Source organism: Mucilaginibacter sp. P2_A5, from assembly GCF_056404995.1.
The window spans coordinates 1-14,848 of the sequence record NZ_JBFUCY010000013.1 but is presented as its reverse complement, the minus strand read 5'-3'; the positions used below and the strand labels follow the sequence as shown (position 1 = coordinate 14,848).

Genomic DNA, 14,848 nt, shown 5'->3' with positions numbered 1-14,848 from the left:
AAATTAAAATTTAAGGTTAATGTTAAAGCCAATGTTGCGTACAGTTGGCAGGGTCAGATCTTCTAAACCCTGGCCATTGCCTGTATTAAAAGCAGTTTCAGGATCGATGTTTGGCGCGTTTTTATGGATGATCCACAGGTTGCGGCCAACTAAAGATAATGTTGCCGATTGCAGGCCGACACTCTTTACCCAGCGTGACGGGAAGGTATAGCCCAATTTAACCTCGCGCAGTTTAATGTACGATGCATCGTAAACAAAAGCTTCATCAACATTAGTAAATCCTTTGTAATAGGATTGGGCAGGCAATATGGTGGTATTAGCTGTGCCATCGGCCTTTACGCCTTTAAAAATCATCCCGTCATTGTAAACAGTTACACCTGCAGGGGCGCTGCCTGTTACCTGTACCGCGCCGGCAGATGCATTGTTGCCCGGGTAATAATAGCTTATGCCACCGTTTGCGGCGCCACGCCCCGGCAAGGTAGATGCCAGTACGCCGGTATAGGTGCCTGTACGATTGGTGTTTGAATAAATAGAACCGCCAAACCTGGCATCAACCAAAAAGCCCAGGTTTATGCCTTTATAGGTAAAGCTGTTGTTGATGCTACCCAGCCAGTTGGGGGTAAATTTACCAAGGTACTGTTTGGTTGGGTTAATAACCGGTGTACCATTGGCTCCTATCACAATTTGGCCCGAAGCGTCGCGGGTGTAGGCATTGCCATATAAAGTACCGTAAGGCCGGCCAAGCGCTGCTAATACCTGTACGGTACGGTCGGTGCCTAATATGATGCTTTGCAGGCGGCCCTCATCATCAAGCTTGGCTACCTTACTGCGGTTAAGCGAGTAGTTGGTGGTAATATCCCAGGTAAAATCTTTTGATTTTATGGGTGTAATTCCCAGCTGTACTTCAACGCCTTTGTTATTGATACGGCCGCCATTGATCAGTTTTTGGCTGTAGCCTGTAGTCGGGCTTACATCAACATTAACTATTTGGTTAATACTGTTGGTATTGTAAACACTTACATCTAAATGTAACCTGTCCTGGAAAAAGCCTACCTCAAAGCCTGCTTCTCCGGATGTGGTAATTTCTGGCTTCAGGTTTGGGTTAAGATCAATACTGCTCAGGTTTTGTTGCGGGTTTGCACCAAATGGCGCAGTAAAATTATACGTATTGATAAGCTGGTAAGGTGTGCCGGGCTTACCCACTTTTGACCATCCGCCCCTCAATTTTAAATATGTAAGTACATCACTCCTAATATCAAGCGCTTCTGAAAGCACTAAACTTCCATTCACCGAAGGGTAAAAGTAGGATAGGCTTGCCCTTGGCAGGGTAGACGACCAATCATTACGGGCGGTTACGTTTAAAAACGCGTAGTTTTTGTACCCTAACTGGGCAGATGCAAAATAGCTGTATATTTTATACTTGTAAAAATTATTTAATGACACCAGCGGATCGCGGGAATTGCTTAAGGTATATAAGCCGGCTACGGCCAGTTTAGGCGCGATCTGGTCGTTTTGTTCGGTTTGCTGCGTGCTGATGTTGCCACCGCCCATCAAATCTAAGGAGAAATCGCTGTTTAACTTCCTGGTGTATTGCAACCGTCCCTCGGTATTGGTTTCATTGAAGGTGTATGCATCCTCCTCGTATGATCCGAACGGTGTGCCATTGGTGCCATAGGCTATTTTTATCTTGCGGCGGTCGGTATAGTAATCTGTACCTGTACGGAAGTTGGCCGATAAGCCGTCGACGATCTTATAATTCAATTCCACACTACCGATTAAACGATTTTTGTGTTGCCCTACGGTGTTTTCATAAGCCAGCCAGTAAGGGTTGCTGTAATAGCTGTTATTCCAGTTAAAGGTATTGCCGTTGGCATCTTTATAGTTTTTTAACTGGTTAATATCAACCTGGCGGCCAAACCATGTGAATTGCAGCATGGTACTGGTTGCCCGCCTGCCGCCCGCGCCGGGCAGATTATCGGCATCGTCCTTAATATAATTTGCAATTGTAGTTACCGTTAATTTGGGGCTAAGCTTAAAAGTAGAATTGAGCGCGAACGTGTTGCGGCCTTGCGATGTGTTAGGGATAATGCCGGTTTGATGCAGGTTATTGTATGACAGGCGATAATCGGCCTTATCGGTACCGCCCGCTAAGGCAATGCCGTTATTGAGCGTAACACCGGTTTTAAAAAAATCCTTAACATTATCAGGATGGGCCACAAAAGGAACCGCCTGGCCGTTTGAGTAAAACTGCGGGATAAGTGTTCCGTCTAATGCAGGTCCCCAGCTTTCGTCAACACCATCGTTAACGCCCCCGCCCTTGCCATCTACATAGCTAAACTTCCCGTTTGATCCCTGGCCATATTCGTTTTGATAATCGGGCAAAATGTTTACACTGGCAAAGCTGGTGTTTGAGTTAATGGTTACACCCAACCCTTTAGCGCCCCTGCCTGTTTTGGTTTTAATGAGGATAACACCTGCCGCGGCGCGATAACCATAAAGAGCGGCCGCGTTTGGCCCCTTTAATACAGTTAAAGATTCAATATCTTCGGGATTAAGATCGGCTATGCCATTGGAAAAATCCCTTGAACCATTGGTGCCCAAAAATTGCTGATTGTCGATAAAAACACCATCAACAACAAAAAGTGGCTGGTTAAAGCCAGCGATAGAAGTTTCCCCGCGGATAATGATGCGTGACGAACCCATATCACCCTGGCTGTTGGTAACTGTAACACCGGCAATTTTACCGGCCAGGGCATTTACCAGGTTGCTTTCCTTAGCCTCGGAAATATCTTTTGACTTCAGGCCTTGTACTGCATAGCCCAGGGTCTTTTTATCCTTGGAGATATTGAGTGCGGTGATCACCACTTCGTTAAGTGAGTTGGCTGCTTCCTGCAGCACAATTTGTAAACCGGTTTCACTCTGTTTAACCGTAATTTCCTGCGATGCAAAACCTATGTAGGAGATTTTAAGTACATCATTAACATTGGCGTTAAGGCTAAACTTACCATCAGTTGTAGTTTGCACGCCATTTGCGGTACCCTTAACAGCTACGCTTACACCGGGCAAAGGCAAACCATCGGATTTGGCGGTTACCACACCGCTTATTTTAACAGATTGCGCCGCAACTGTTTGGATGAGGAAAAAGGGCAACAGGATTGCCAGTAAAATTTTGTAATTTTTAAACATGACGATTATTGATTAATAGTTTTATTGCCGGCATAGCAAAGCCAGATAGCAGCGTTTTTGGGTATGGCAATGCCCTGCTGTATGTTTTAAAATACCGGTAAATTAATTTTGATAGTGTTGGTTATAAGCAAAGGACGCCAGCTAAAACAATGGGCCTGCAAATAACCGCTGCCGTTGAGTTAACAGCAACAACGCATACCCTGCATATAATTATGGACAGGAGCGGAGGAAAGGAATACACATTTGTTGGTAGGGTGTGCGTTTTGTAAAGGTGTTCTTGTTGTTTTCATAACAATTTTAGATATAGAAGATAACAGGGTCAGTGTAGATGCAGGGTGAACTCAATTTAGCTTTTAGCTTTAGGCATTGTGCTTTAAGCTTTATTTTACAGATGTGGTTTTGTTGTTTACCAGGGCGTCGACAGCTTTGAGCATCGATGCAAATTCCTGGGTATCATAAAGGCGGGTGAGGTAAACTATTTTACCATCTTTATCAATAACCACATTGCGGGTTACGCCGCTTTTTTTATTGGCAAAGCGCCCAAAAATATCAGCGCCCGGATCAAGCGCCAAGGGGTAGCTGATGTTCATTTCCTGCTGAAAATGCTGCACTTTTTCAAGCGGCTCATCCCTGTCGACCCCGATAAGCACCAGGCCTTTGTTTTTGTAGGCCTGCCAGACTTCTTTTTCAAGATGGGGCATTTCCTGGCGGCATACGCTGCACCAGCTTGCGGTAAACTGCAGGATAACTACTTTGCCCTTGAGTTGCTTTAATGACGTTTGGGTGCCATCGGCCAGCACCAGTTTAAAATCATCGGGTGCCTGGTCGCCGGTTTTAACAATATAACCACGATCTGTTGATGTAGGCAGAGGAGCCGGCGGTGCGGTTTGTGCATGGGCGAAATAGCCGGTAATTAATAACGAGCAGGTAATGATTAGTAGATGTTTAATTTTCATAGCTGTATTTTTTAACCGTGTTTGATGCGGTGTAAAAGTTTATGAATTTAATTAAACAAGAAATTGGGATGATAGTGATACTGCATACAGCCCCTGGCTGCGTACAAATTGGCATACATTATCTTTTCTGCTGATAAAAGCAGACAGGAATTAGCACCTTTTTTTAACAATTGGGTTACAGGTTGCTAAGACATCATAGGGCCTTTCCCTCCGTCTTTCTTGATAATTAAATTAAAGAACTGTTTAACGATGCAAATGTATAAATATATTCTACTAAATACATAGATATTGTATAATTAAATTGTCATGAAATAAAGAAGGGGGGAAATTGGGTGTATAAAACGCGCTGGCGTTGAACGCTGGCTACGACTCACCGGGCCGCCGCTGCGCTGGGCCACCCTCTCTCCGGCTGACGCCACAAAGAGGGTTGAGGAAAGAAAAACAATTTTTTGCCCCTCTATGCGCGAAGTGGAGAGAGGGGCGACGGGCGTGGCCTCGTCGGGGTGAGTCGTCTCCGGTGTGCGTTTTTAGCCCATCCCCATCAAATAATTTTTATATATTTATTCCCGAAAATGAATAACCTTGATGCCTTATAAACCCGGATTACATTTATTATCTGAATTCAGTACAGATAAACCTAACCTGTTACAATCAAGCGCCCCCTGCAGGCAGTTGTTTGATCAGCTCATCGCTACCTATCAGCTAACCAAAGTTGGCGAAGTTTACCACGATTTTGATGGCGGTGGTTTTACCGCTATGGTTTGCTTAACCGAATCGCACATGTCTATCCATACCTGGCCCGAATATGCTATGGCCACTTTTGATGTGTTTTTATCCAATTATCAAAAAGAGAATGATGATAAAGCACGTGCCATTTACCAGGGGGTTATAGCTTTTTTTGAAGGTACCGAGATGCAAAAAAACGAAATTAAAAGGTAATGGCAGCCACGTTAAATCCCAAAGCTTTTCCGTTTTCGAGTGAGCTTGTTTGTCCCGCTTGTCAACATAGTATTACGCTTTATGATCAGGCAGGCTGCGAAGCCGTGGTTTGTCCTCAATGCCGGTCTTACCTGCTTTTTAATGATGCGGGCAGGCCTTATGTTGAAGAGAAAATTCACGTTTTAAAATTTAAGCCTGTTATGCCTTTAGGCACTACCGGTACATTAAAAGGGATAGAGTACAAATTGATTGCTTACCTTGAAAAGAAGGAGGGGTCAACCAGGTACGAGTGGCGCGAATACATGCTATACAATTACGCCAAAGGCTATGCCTTTTTATCGGAGTATGATGGCCATTGGAGCTTGATTGCCGGCGCCAATTTTTACCCGGATTTGGCAAGCGTAAATAGTATTTATGGCAACGAGGCAGAGTATGAGGGTAATACCTATCTTAAATATAACGCATATACCCCGGTTATAACGGCTATGATAGGTGAGTTCGACTGGGATATATCCTCCGAAAAATTAAGGGCTAAAGAGTTCATAGATCCCCCTTATATGCTCACCAGCGAGGAGAACATCAAAAAGCACGTTACCGATTGGTACCTGGGCGAATACCTGGAAGAGGCGGAAATAGCGGCGGCTTTTAATATCCCTGTTGAAAGCTTTCCCGAAAAAATCGGCATCGGTGCAAACCAGCCATCAAAACATAAAGCCAGGTGGCTGGCCGCTTATAAAATAAGTGGCGTTGCCGCGGTTGTGTTCCTGCTGGTGCAACTCTCGGTTATCTGGCTAAGGCCCGAAAAGGTATTGCTATCTGACACATATGCATTGGCCATGCCGCCCCATATGCCGGATACTTCAAAGCATGTAAGTACCGCGATCGATTCGTTAAGAAACATTGCAGGGGCTGTGCCGGTTGATTCCTTAAACTCATTTGCCCCCGACGCTAATGGCAATTATGAGTTTAAGTCCTTTAAAACACCCACATTTACAATACCCGATGGGCCTGTGCCGGTAGAGTTTGAGCTGGGCTCGCAGGTTGATAACAACTGGCTATCGGCAACGGTCGAACTGGTATGCGAAAAAGATAACCAAACCTGGAGTCTCTCAAAAGATATTGAATACTATCATGGTTATGAGGATGGCGAAAGCTGGTCAGAAGGTTCTTATACCCAAACCGTGCTGTTATCAGAAATTCCGGTGGGCAAATACCACATCAATATTTACCCTTATGCGGGCACAAAGGATGTTTCATCACTATCTGTTAAAGTTACCGAAAGTGTTACCCTATGGCGCAATGTATTGGTTACGCTGCTGCTGCTTTGCCTTTATCCTTTATACTGCTGGTACCGGATGCGCAAATTTGAAACAAACCGCTGGATGAACAGCGATTTTTCACCCTATCAAAAAGATGACGAATAATGAAAACAGGAACCATGAAATCAAACGCTATATACATAGCCATTGTGGCAGCCATTGTAGGCTATTATTCATACGCGGCTTTTGATGGCTTAGCTTTTTGGGAAAGTAACGAGGTACAGCGGAACGCGGGTTACAACGGGCCGGTAGCGCACTCGGGTTACGGGGTTAGGTTTTATCATAAATAACAGCCATGAACAAAAAACTTCCCGTTCTTTTACTCGTATCGGTTTTTATTATTGCCACCTGCGGACTTATTTATGAACTGATAGCAGGTACACTGGCCAGCTACCTGCTGGGCGATTCGGTTACCCAGTTTTCTACCATTATCGGGGTTTATCTGTTTTCGATGGGGCTGGGCTCATGGGTATCCAAATACTTTGATAAAAACCTGCTGGCCTGGTTTATCCGCATCGAAATACTGGTTGGCCTGGTGGGTGGTACAAGCTCATCAATCCTGTTTTTAGTGTTTGAGAATGTGAGCTCGTTCCGTATTATTTTATATGGGTTGATATCCCTTACCGGCATCCTCGTTGGCCTGGAGATTCCGCTGCTGATGCGTATTTTGCAAAATCGGTTTGAGTTTAAAGACCTGGTATCAAAGGTGTTCACTTTTGATTATATCGGCGCTTTAATAGCCTCGTTGGTATTCCCGTTGTTGCTTATCCCTTACCTGGGTTTGGTCCGCACGGCCTACCTGTTTGGTATGCTGAATGTGCTGGTGGCTTTAATAACCTGTATCAATTTCCGGCACGAAATTAAGGGGGCAAAATACCTGCAAAGCGCATCCATCATCAGTATGCTGGCCTTGTTGGTTGGTTTTGTGTATGCCAATACCATCACCAGTTTCTCGGAAAGTTTAACGTATAGCGATACCATCATTTTTTCGAAAAGCACGCCATACCAGCGCATTATCATCACCAAAAAAGGCCGCGACCTGCGCTTGTTTTTAAACGGTAACTTACAGTTTAGTTCGGTTGATGAATACAGGTATCACGAGGCGCTTATTCACCCGGTATTGCAAGCCCTGCCCGATGCCAAAAATATTTTGGTAATGGGCGGCGGCGACGGACTTGCCGTACGCGAAATTTTAAAATATCCGCAGATTGAAACCGTTACTTTGGTTGATTTGGATAAGGAAATGACCAAACTGTTTCGCACCAACGATATGCTGCTGAAGCTGAACCGCCGGTCGTTGTTATCGCCCAAAGTAACGGTGATGAATGCCGACGCCTTTTCATGGGCCCGGGCGCAGCATAAAACTTACGATGCCATTATTATCGATTTTCCCGATCCTTCCAATTACTCGGTTGGCAAACTATATACCAATACTTTTTATGCCATTGTAAAGCATTTGCTTAACCCCGATGGCATTATGGTAATACAATCCACATCGCCCTATGTAGCGCCAAAATCATACTGGACGGTAGAAAAAACCCTGCAATCAGTTGGCTTGCATACTGTACCTTATCATAACTATGTGCCCTCGTTTGGCGAGTGGGGCTATATTATGGCCATGACCAAGCCGGTATATAAAGTGCCCGGCCATTATTTGCCCGGTCTGCGGTTTATGTCGAAAGCCTGTTTGGAGCAGATGTTATATTTTCCGGCGGATATGGCCAGGGTAACGGCGCAAGTTAACAAGCTGAACAACCAGATACTGGTAAAATACTTTGAGGATGAGTGGTCGACCGTTTTATAGCCGCAGCAGCGGGATGAAGCCGACCAGTCGCCGCGCGTTTATTTTGCAGGCGGGTTTGGTTACCGGGGCCATATTGCTTAACGGCTGCATCCGTAAGTTAAGTGGGGGCAAAGCGGAGTATGCCCATATTAAAGGCAAATTGGCCGGCCCCAATGCCAAAGCCGGCCATGCCCTGCGCGATAAACTGCCTATGCCGGCGCCGACAACACAACAAACGGTTAAGACCTTGATCATTGGCAGCGGTATCTCGGGCCTATCGGCCGCGCGGTGGCTGTTAAAACAGGGCGAAACAGATTTTCAATTGCTGGAGCTGGAAGATCATGTTGGCGGCAATGCTTACTTCGGGGCGAATGAGGTATCGGCCTATCCCTTAGGTGCGCATTATATTCCCATTGTAAATAACGAAGATAAACTGCTGGTTGATTTTTTGCAGGAGCACCAGGTAATCACCCATTTTGACGAAAAAGGGCTGCCCTTTTACAACGAGTTTTACCTGTGCTTTGACCCCGAAGAGCGGCTATTGATAAATGGCCATTGGCAGGAAGGCATAGTGCCCGATTTTGGTGTAGCCGACAGCGACCGTAAGCAAATCATCCGCTTTTTTGCCCTGGTTACCCAGCTAAAAAACGCGAAGGGCAACGATGGTAAGTATGCTTTTGATATTCCGTTAGATAATAGTTCGGCTGATGATACCTACAGGAAGCTAGATAAGATTACATTTAAAGATTACCTGGAAGATAACGGTTTCAATTCGCCTTACCTGCTCTGGTATTTAAACTATTGCTGTAAGGACGATTATGGCACGGTGGCCCAGAATGTAAGCGCCTGGGCGGGACTGCACTATTTTTCGGCACGCAAAGGTACGGCATCCAACGCCGATCCAAACGCCGTAATTACCTGGCCCGAGGGTAATGGCTGGCTTATGAAACGCCTGCGCGAAACCGTAAAAGACCATATTAAAACGGGCCACCTGGCTTATGATGTTCAGGTAGCGGCAGGTGGCAAGGTGGCAGTAAAGGTGCTCAACCTGAAACAAAATACATCCGCAGTTATTTATGCAGATAAGGTGATCATGGCATCGCCGCAGTACGTTAACCAAAAGCTATTAAAAAATACTGCCAGGCCGGGCTTTGATGTGAGTAAGCTGCATTATTCGCCCTGGCTTATTGCCAATATTACGGTTAATAAATTACCCTCGGCAGCCAAGGGCATGGTGCTATGCTGGGATAATGTGGCCTACAACACGGCATCAGTAGGATACGTAAATGCCAACCAGCAGGACCTGAAAGTGGTAGAAACCCAAAAGGTACTTACCTACTATTTACCCCTTTGCCACCTGGAACCCCGCCTGGCCCGGCTGGCGGCCTACACCCGCACCTATGAACAATGGATGGATATTGTATTGCCCGAAATGGAGCAGATGCATCCCGGCATAACACCCGATATTGAGCAAGTAGAACTATGGCTGTGGGGGCATGGCATGATCAGCCCGGCGGTAAATTATATCTGGGGCGATAACCGGCAGCAGGGCCGGTCGCCCATAGCCGACAGAATCTTTTTCGCCCATACCGACCTGAGCGGCGTCTCTATTTTTGAAGAGGCTTTTCACCAGGGCGTCAGGGCTGCCAAACAGGTTATAAATGGACATGCAAGGGCTTAACATCAAACAACCATGGATAAAAAGCCGCCTTGTAGATGGCATTTTTATCCTGTCGCCGCCGTTTATTGCCTTGCTCATTGTGGCGCTGTTCCCGGCGCAGTTTAAAAACTCAGGCCTGATGCCGTTGCAATACTGGGTGGTGCTTATTGTGATGATAGATGTAGCCCATGTGTACAGCACGCTTTACCGTACTTATTTTAACCCGGTATCTTTTAAACAACAGCGGCATTTGCTATTGGCCATCCCCTTGTTTTGCTACATAGGCGGGGTGATGCTGTATGTTGGAGGCGGCATTTATTTTTGGCGGGCACTGGCCTACCTGGCTGTGTTCCACTTCATCAGGCAGCAGTACGGCTTTATGCGCATCTACTCGCGCCAGGAAAAACAGGGTTGGGTGTGCAGGTATATTGATAACGCGGCCATTTACATCGCTACCATTTACCCCTTATTGTACTGGCATTTTACCGGCTACAAAAAAAACTTCAACTGGTTTGTCGATGGCGATTTTGCGGTGTTCAGGTTTGATAGCATCCTGATGGTTTGCAAGGTAGTTTACCTGCTCACCATTGTTTTATATTTTTTTAAAGAAACCTGGATTTTTATTGCCACAAAACAGTTTAATTTACCCAAAAACCTGGTGGTTTTTGGCACTTTTTTATCCTGGTATTTTGGCATCATTTACTACAACGGCGATATGGCTTTTACCACCCTCAACGTGGTTTCGCACGGCATTCCCTATATGGCTTTGGTATGGATTTACGAGCAAAAGAAATTTACCGGCGAGGCTAAACCCAAAACAACTTTCCTTAAAATTACCTTCAGCCGGTATGGTGTATTATCTTTTGTGGGCCTGCTTATCCTGTTTGCCTATTTTGAAGAAGGCCTGTGGGATGGCCTGGTATGGAAGGAGCATGCCTCTGTCTTCAAACCCTTTGCCGTGCTGCCAACCATCAACGGGGATATGCTGCTGGCGCTCATTGTACCCCTGCTGGCCTTACCCCAATCCACCCATTACGTACTGGATGGCTTTATCTGGAAGATGAAGAAACAGGATAATGGAAATAAAGCAGTGTTTTACGATAAAGAGTATCCGGATTAAAAATAATCCGGACACCTGAACTTACTCCTTCGGCATAAACTTCTTTAACGACATGATATACCCGGCATGCAAACCCTCATGAAAAGGCAAAAACGCCACCGCCGTATCTATCGAATCAAGCTCGGCGCCGTAGCGGGTGGTCCAGGCAGGGTAGTTGGTAAAGATGCCCTTATCCAGGTCGGTTTCCAGTTGTTCTATGGTGGATATGAATAACTCTTTGATGGTAGCGATGTCTTCTTCGCCTACAAAATCAGTGGGTTTGGTATCGGGGCGGTAGGGGGTATAAAATTTATCCTCGGTAACAATAGGCAAACCCGCGCGGGTATAGCAAATGCCCTGCTGCGCCGATATCATGTGTGCTAAGTTCCAGATAATGTTGTTGTTAAATCCCTGCGGTACCAGGTTTAATAGGTCGGGGGTAAGGTCTTTAATTGCATTAAGCACCATGAGGCGCGGTTTCAGTACAATTTCTATCGATTTACGCATGTGAGCTACTTTTAGTTGATTTATAGCGCGGCTAAAGTATGAAGATTTGATGTAATATTTTGTCAAATTACTTGATGGTGATAGTGTAGTTTTAGGTGTTTAGGCTTTTATTATACCTTTGCGGCTTCTGTTACGTTAGCTAAATACCGCTTGATTTACAACATCAAAAGATATGATTAAAAAGATTTACATACTCGTCATCTTCACTATAGTTACTACAACCGCCGCCCTGGCCCAGGAACAAACCATCGATATTCATTTTAATGCCCTTGGCTTTTTGGATAACCGTGAATACAAGGCTTTTATCCCCCGGTCGCGCACCTATAGCGGCATGCGTACCGAGCTCGATCTGGGCTGGAACATTGATAGCTTAAACCACTTTATTGTAGGTGCCAATGGCATTCACGAGTTCGGCGCCAAACCTTACTTTTTAAAAGTTAACCCGGTGGCTTACTATAGTTTTACAGGTAAAAGCTGGTTGTTTAACGCCGGAGCCTTCCCCCGCGAAGGTTTGCTTGACGATTATCCACGAGCCATTTTAAACGATACCCTGCGCTATTACCGTCCCAATATTGAGGGCCTTTTGGCGCGTGTGCACAACGAACACTTTACCGAAACCGGCTGGATTGACTGGGTAAGCCGCCAAACCCAAACCGACAGGGAGCAGTTTTTATTTGGTTTTTCGGGTAAGTACAAGCCTTCGGTTAAAGGGCCTTTTTATGTATCACATTATTTTATGCTGGAGCATGACGCCGGCGCCGAAATTACCTATCCAGATGATAATATAAGGGATAACGGAGCCGGGCAAATAAGGTTAGGTTTAGACTTTAGTCATAAAACGTTCCTGGATTCGTTATCAATTGAAGCGGGTGGCATGATGTCGTTAGAACGGGTGCGTGGCGTAGACGGGTTTCAAAAGCCTGCAGGCTTTGTAGCCAATGTTTATTTAAGCTATCACCGTTTTGCTTTATTTGATGAATTTTACAAAGGCCAGGGACACGAGATTATGTACGGCGATTCGTGGTTTGAAAAGAAAACGTATAACCGGATGGACATCATCTGGACACCCTTTTTATTTAACCGTGTAAAAGGGCAGTTTATTTTGAGCCTGCACCAAACACCTGGTTTTAGGATGAGCAACCAGGAGGCCTTCAGGATCACCGTTGATTTGGGCCGCAAAACATTGATCAGGATAAAAGATTAGTGAGTGGTTTGTTTTTGATTTTTTTATATAAATATACATCTATGCAGTTGAAGAAAAAGTTAGTGATTTTTGTTGTGTTATTGTTTATTGTACCTGCCCGTTTATTTGCGCAGGATAACCAGTTTTCGGCGTGGGCTGCGGTGTTCCACTCGCAAAAACTATCCGAACATTGGGGCTATTCGTTTGACGGGCAGCTGCGCTCACATGACGAGCTGAGTTACCTTAAACATATTTTGCTGCGCCCATCGGCCAATTACTACTTCGCAAAAAATAAGGTTGGCGCTTTGGGTTATGCCTACATAGCCACCTATGGCCGCACCACTGCCGGCGACCAAACCTTTCGCCCGGAACACCGCATTTGGCAGCAATATACTTATACCCATAAACTGAGCAAAAACATTAACCTGGCGCACCGTTTGCGTTTGGAGCAGCGTTTTTTGGGTAATACTGCCGCTACCAAGAATGACCATTATTTTGCACAACGCTTCAGATATTTTGCGCGGGCTATTGTGCCCTTGAAAAAGGATTCGGCCGTGTTTGCGAAAGGGCCGTTTGTAGCCCTACAGAACGAAGTATTTGTAAACATCCAAAACAAAAACAAGGTAAACAAACACTTTTTCGACCAAAACCGCGCCTATGTAGCTATTGGTTATCGCATTAACAAAATGATTGATGTGGAAACCGGCTACCTTAACCAATACATTAAACAAGCCGAAGCGTACACAATTAATCACGTAGCACAGCTGGCTTTTTATACGAGGTTTTAAGCCTCACCTAAATCCTCTCCAAAGGAGAGGACTTTAAAAATAATGTTTCATAAAAAAAGCGATGAGTTCAATTTCATCGCTTTCTCTATTAAGTCCCCATGCAAATCAAAAAGCCCTCTCCTTTGGAGAGGGTTGGGTGAGGCTCTACATCCTGCTCACATCGCCACTTCCTATCTTAGAGCTGCTCACACTTTTAACGCTGCCGGTATAGTAAACATCGCCCGATCCTACTACCGATGCATCCAGTTTCTGGCTTACATTGACCCTGGCATCGCCCGAGCCGGCTATGCGTACCGAGGCGGTATTGGTTGTTAAATCTCTTGCGGTGTAATCGCCCGAACCAGCTACACTGATGTTTGAATTATCGGCGCTGCCGCTTACTTTGATATCGCCCGAACCAGCAAGGGTTACATCTAAACTTTTCACCCAAAGTTTGCCGTTTATATCCCCCGAACCTGTTAACCTCAATTTAAAAGATCCTCCGCGCAAACCTTCCCTGAATGATACATCGCCCGAACCTGACAGTGACACCCCGTTCACTTCTTTGATAGAAACGTAGATCATGATCTTTTTGTGGCCGCCATCAAAAAGATGCCAGTCGTTATCATTTTTGGTGTAAATTTTAAGGGTGCTGCCTTCAACTTCGGTAATAATGCGGTTAATTACATCAGAAGGCGCCTGTACCTTAACAGATTCTGCTGATCCTTGGGTAATAACCACGTCAAACGAACCGGCGACGCTTACCGATGTGAAACCAGATAAGTGACGGTCTTCTGTGTTTTGGGTAACCTCGTCGGTTGGGGTATTTGTTTTTGCAATTGTATAGCCTGCAGTACCTGTTATTAAAGCAGCAATCAGTAATATTTTGCTTAATGTTTTCATCTTAATTATCTCTTATGTAGCTATATGACGCAAGTTATTTGGCGAGGTTGCATGATTTGAAAGAAATAGTTTAATATGTCATTATAAGGAACGGAGCAATCGCAAGGATGCAATGCGGACCTGTACAGTTCGCGATTGCTTTGTTCTTACTCATCTATTCTGTTATCCTTCGTACCTATCCATTACCTATCCAATTTTCCTGTCATCCTGAGGAACGAAGGATCTGTCAGCTGTGCATGACCGATAGAAAAGTTCGCSAATAGATGCTTCGTWCCTACCCATGACATATMCAATTTCCCTGTCATCCTGAGGWACGAAGGATCTATCAGCTSTGCATGRCCGATAGAAAAGTTCGCGAATAGATTGTATGTATGAAATTGGTTGAGTGTAAGTAAAAAGAGTTCTTGAAAAAAAGGTTGTAGATTAATTGTGAAAAACAGTTACAAACACTTTAAAACAAGAACTCATGAAACAAGGTACACAATTAGATTTTAGCGGTCAAAAGATTTTTGTAGGCATAGATGTTCACAAAAAATCGTGGAAGGT

Annotated in this window: 12 protein-coding genes and 1 riboswitch; of the genes, 8 read left to right on the top strand and 4 right to left on the bottom strand. The window is 45.1% G+C overall.

The genetic code is table 11. The features are described 5' to 3' along the window. Positions 1 to 3 precede the first annotated feature (3 nt). Together AC1DXF_RS12765 and AC1DXF_RS12760 are read right to left on the bottom strand one after the other, a co-directional pair. Positions 4 to 3,186 (bottom strand): SusC/RagA family TonB-linked outer membrane protein, encoded by a 3,183-nt coding sequence (locus AC1DXF_RS12765; RefSeq protein ID WP_477449122.1) that lies wholly within the window; start codon positions 3,184 to 3,186, stop codon positions 4 to 6. 380 nt (positions 3,187 to 3,566) lie between these two features. Continuing rightward, a complete protein-coding gene (locus tag AC1DXF_RS12760; protein WP_477449121.1) occupies positions 3,567 to 4,142 on the bottom strand; it encodes a TlpA family protein disulfide reductase in 576 nt (191 codons plus the stop codon). A gap of 115 nt (positions 4,143 to 4,257) precedes the next feature. Beyond that, positions 4,258 to 4,371: riboswitch (SAM riboswitch) on the bottom strand. A 356-nt stretch (positions 4,372 to 4,727) separates the two neighbouring features. Here AC1DXF_RS12760 and AC1DXF_RS12755 point away from each other — a divergent pair. The 6 genes from AC1DXF_RS12755 to AC1DXF_RS12730 are packed head-to-tail and all read left to right on the top strand — an operon-like array spanning position 4,728 to position 10,963. Beyond that, entirely contained in the window at positions 4,728 to 5,081 is a 354-nt protein-coding gene (locus AC1DXF_RS12755; RefSeq protein WP_477449120.1) for an S-adenosylmethionine decarboxylase family protein, read from the top strand. Continuing rightward, the gene (locus tag AC1DXF_RS12750) at positions 5,081 to 6,505 is read left to right on the top strand and encodes a DUF4178 domain-containing protein (RefSeq protein ID WP_477449119.1); all 1,425 of its coding nucleotides are present in this window, start codon (positions 5,081 to 5,083) and stop codon (positions 6,503 to 6,505) included. Before AC1DXF_RS12755 ends, AC1DXF_RS12750 begins: the two co-directional genes overlap by 1 nt. Further along, positions 6,505 to 6,690: a hypothetical protein gene (locus tag AC1DXF_RS12745; protein ID WP_477449118.1), complete on the top strand. Its 186-nt coding sequence runs from the start codon at positions 6,505 to 6,507 to the stop codon at positions 6,688 to 6,690. Before AC1DXF_RS12750 ends, AC1DXF_RS12745 begins: the two co-directional genes overlap by 1 nt. Before the next feature lie 5 nt (positions 6,691 to 6,695). Then, the gene (locus AC1DXF_RS12740; RefSeq protein ID WP_477449117.1) at positions 6,696 to 8,204 is read left to right on the top strand and encodes a polyamine aminopropyltransferase; all 1,509 of its coding nucleotides are present in this window, start codon (positions 6,696 to 6,698) and stop codon (positions 8,202 to 8,204) included. Then, positions 8,182 to 9,864 (top strand): FAD-dependent oxidoreductase, encoded by a 1,683-nt coding sequence (locus AC1DXF_RS12735; RefSeq protein ID WP_477449116.1) that lies wholly within the window; start codon positions 8,182 to 8,184, stop codon positions 9,862 to 9,864. The genes AC1DXF_RS12740 and AC1DXF_RS12735 overlap by 23 nt, the downstream gene beginning before the upstream one ends. Further along, the gene (locus AC1DXF_RS12730; RefSeq protein ID WP_477449115.1) at positions 9,845 to 10,963 is read left to right on the top strand and encodes a hypothetical protein; all 1,119 of its coding nucleotides are present in this window, start codon (positions 9,845 to 9,847) and stop codon (positions 10,961 to 10,963) included. Before AC1DXF_RS12735 ends, AC1DXF_RS12730 begins: the two co-directional genes overlap by 20 nt. 21 nt (positions 10,964 to 10,984) lie before the next feature. Here the strand turns inward: AC1DXF_RS12730 and AC1DXF_RS12725 are convergent, their stop codons facing one another. Beyond that, entirely contained in the window at positions 10,985 to 11,449 is a 465-nt protein-coding gene (locus AC1DXF_RS12725; protein ID WP_477449114.1) for a DinB family protein, read from the bottom strand. A gap of 172 nt (positions 11,450 to 11,621) precedes the next feature. Here AC1DXF_RS12725 and AC1DXF_RS12720 point away from each other — a divergent pair, with 172 nt between their 5' ends. Then, positions 11,622 to 12,653 (top strand): hypothetical protein, encoded by a 1,032-nt coding sequence (locus AC1DXF_RS12720; protein ID WP_477449113.1) that lies wholly within the window; start codon positions 11,622 to 11,624, stop codon positions 12,651 to 12,653. Positions 12,654 to 12,694: 41 nt separating this feature from the next. Further along, positions 12,695 to 13,420 carry a DUF2490 domain-containing protein gene (locus AC1DXF_RS12715; protein ID WP_477449112.1) on the top strand — a complete coding sequence of 242 codons (726 nt, stop codon included), beginning with the start codon at positions 12,695 to 12,697 and terminating at the stop codon, positions 13,418 to 13,420. A gap of 144 nt (positions 13,421 to 13,564) precedes the next feature. On the opposite strand, the gene AC1DXF_RS12710 is transcribed toward AC1DXF_RS12715, so the two are convergent. Further along, on the bottom strand, positions 13,565 to 14,302 hold the full coding sequence (locus AC1DXF_RS12710; protein ID WP_477449111.1) for a head GIN domain-containing protein: 738 nt from the start codon (positions 14,300 to 14,302) through the stop codon (positions 13,565 to 13,567). Positions 14,303 to 14,848: the final 546 nt, after the last annotated feature.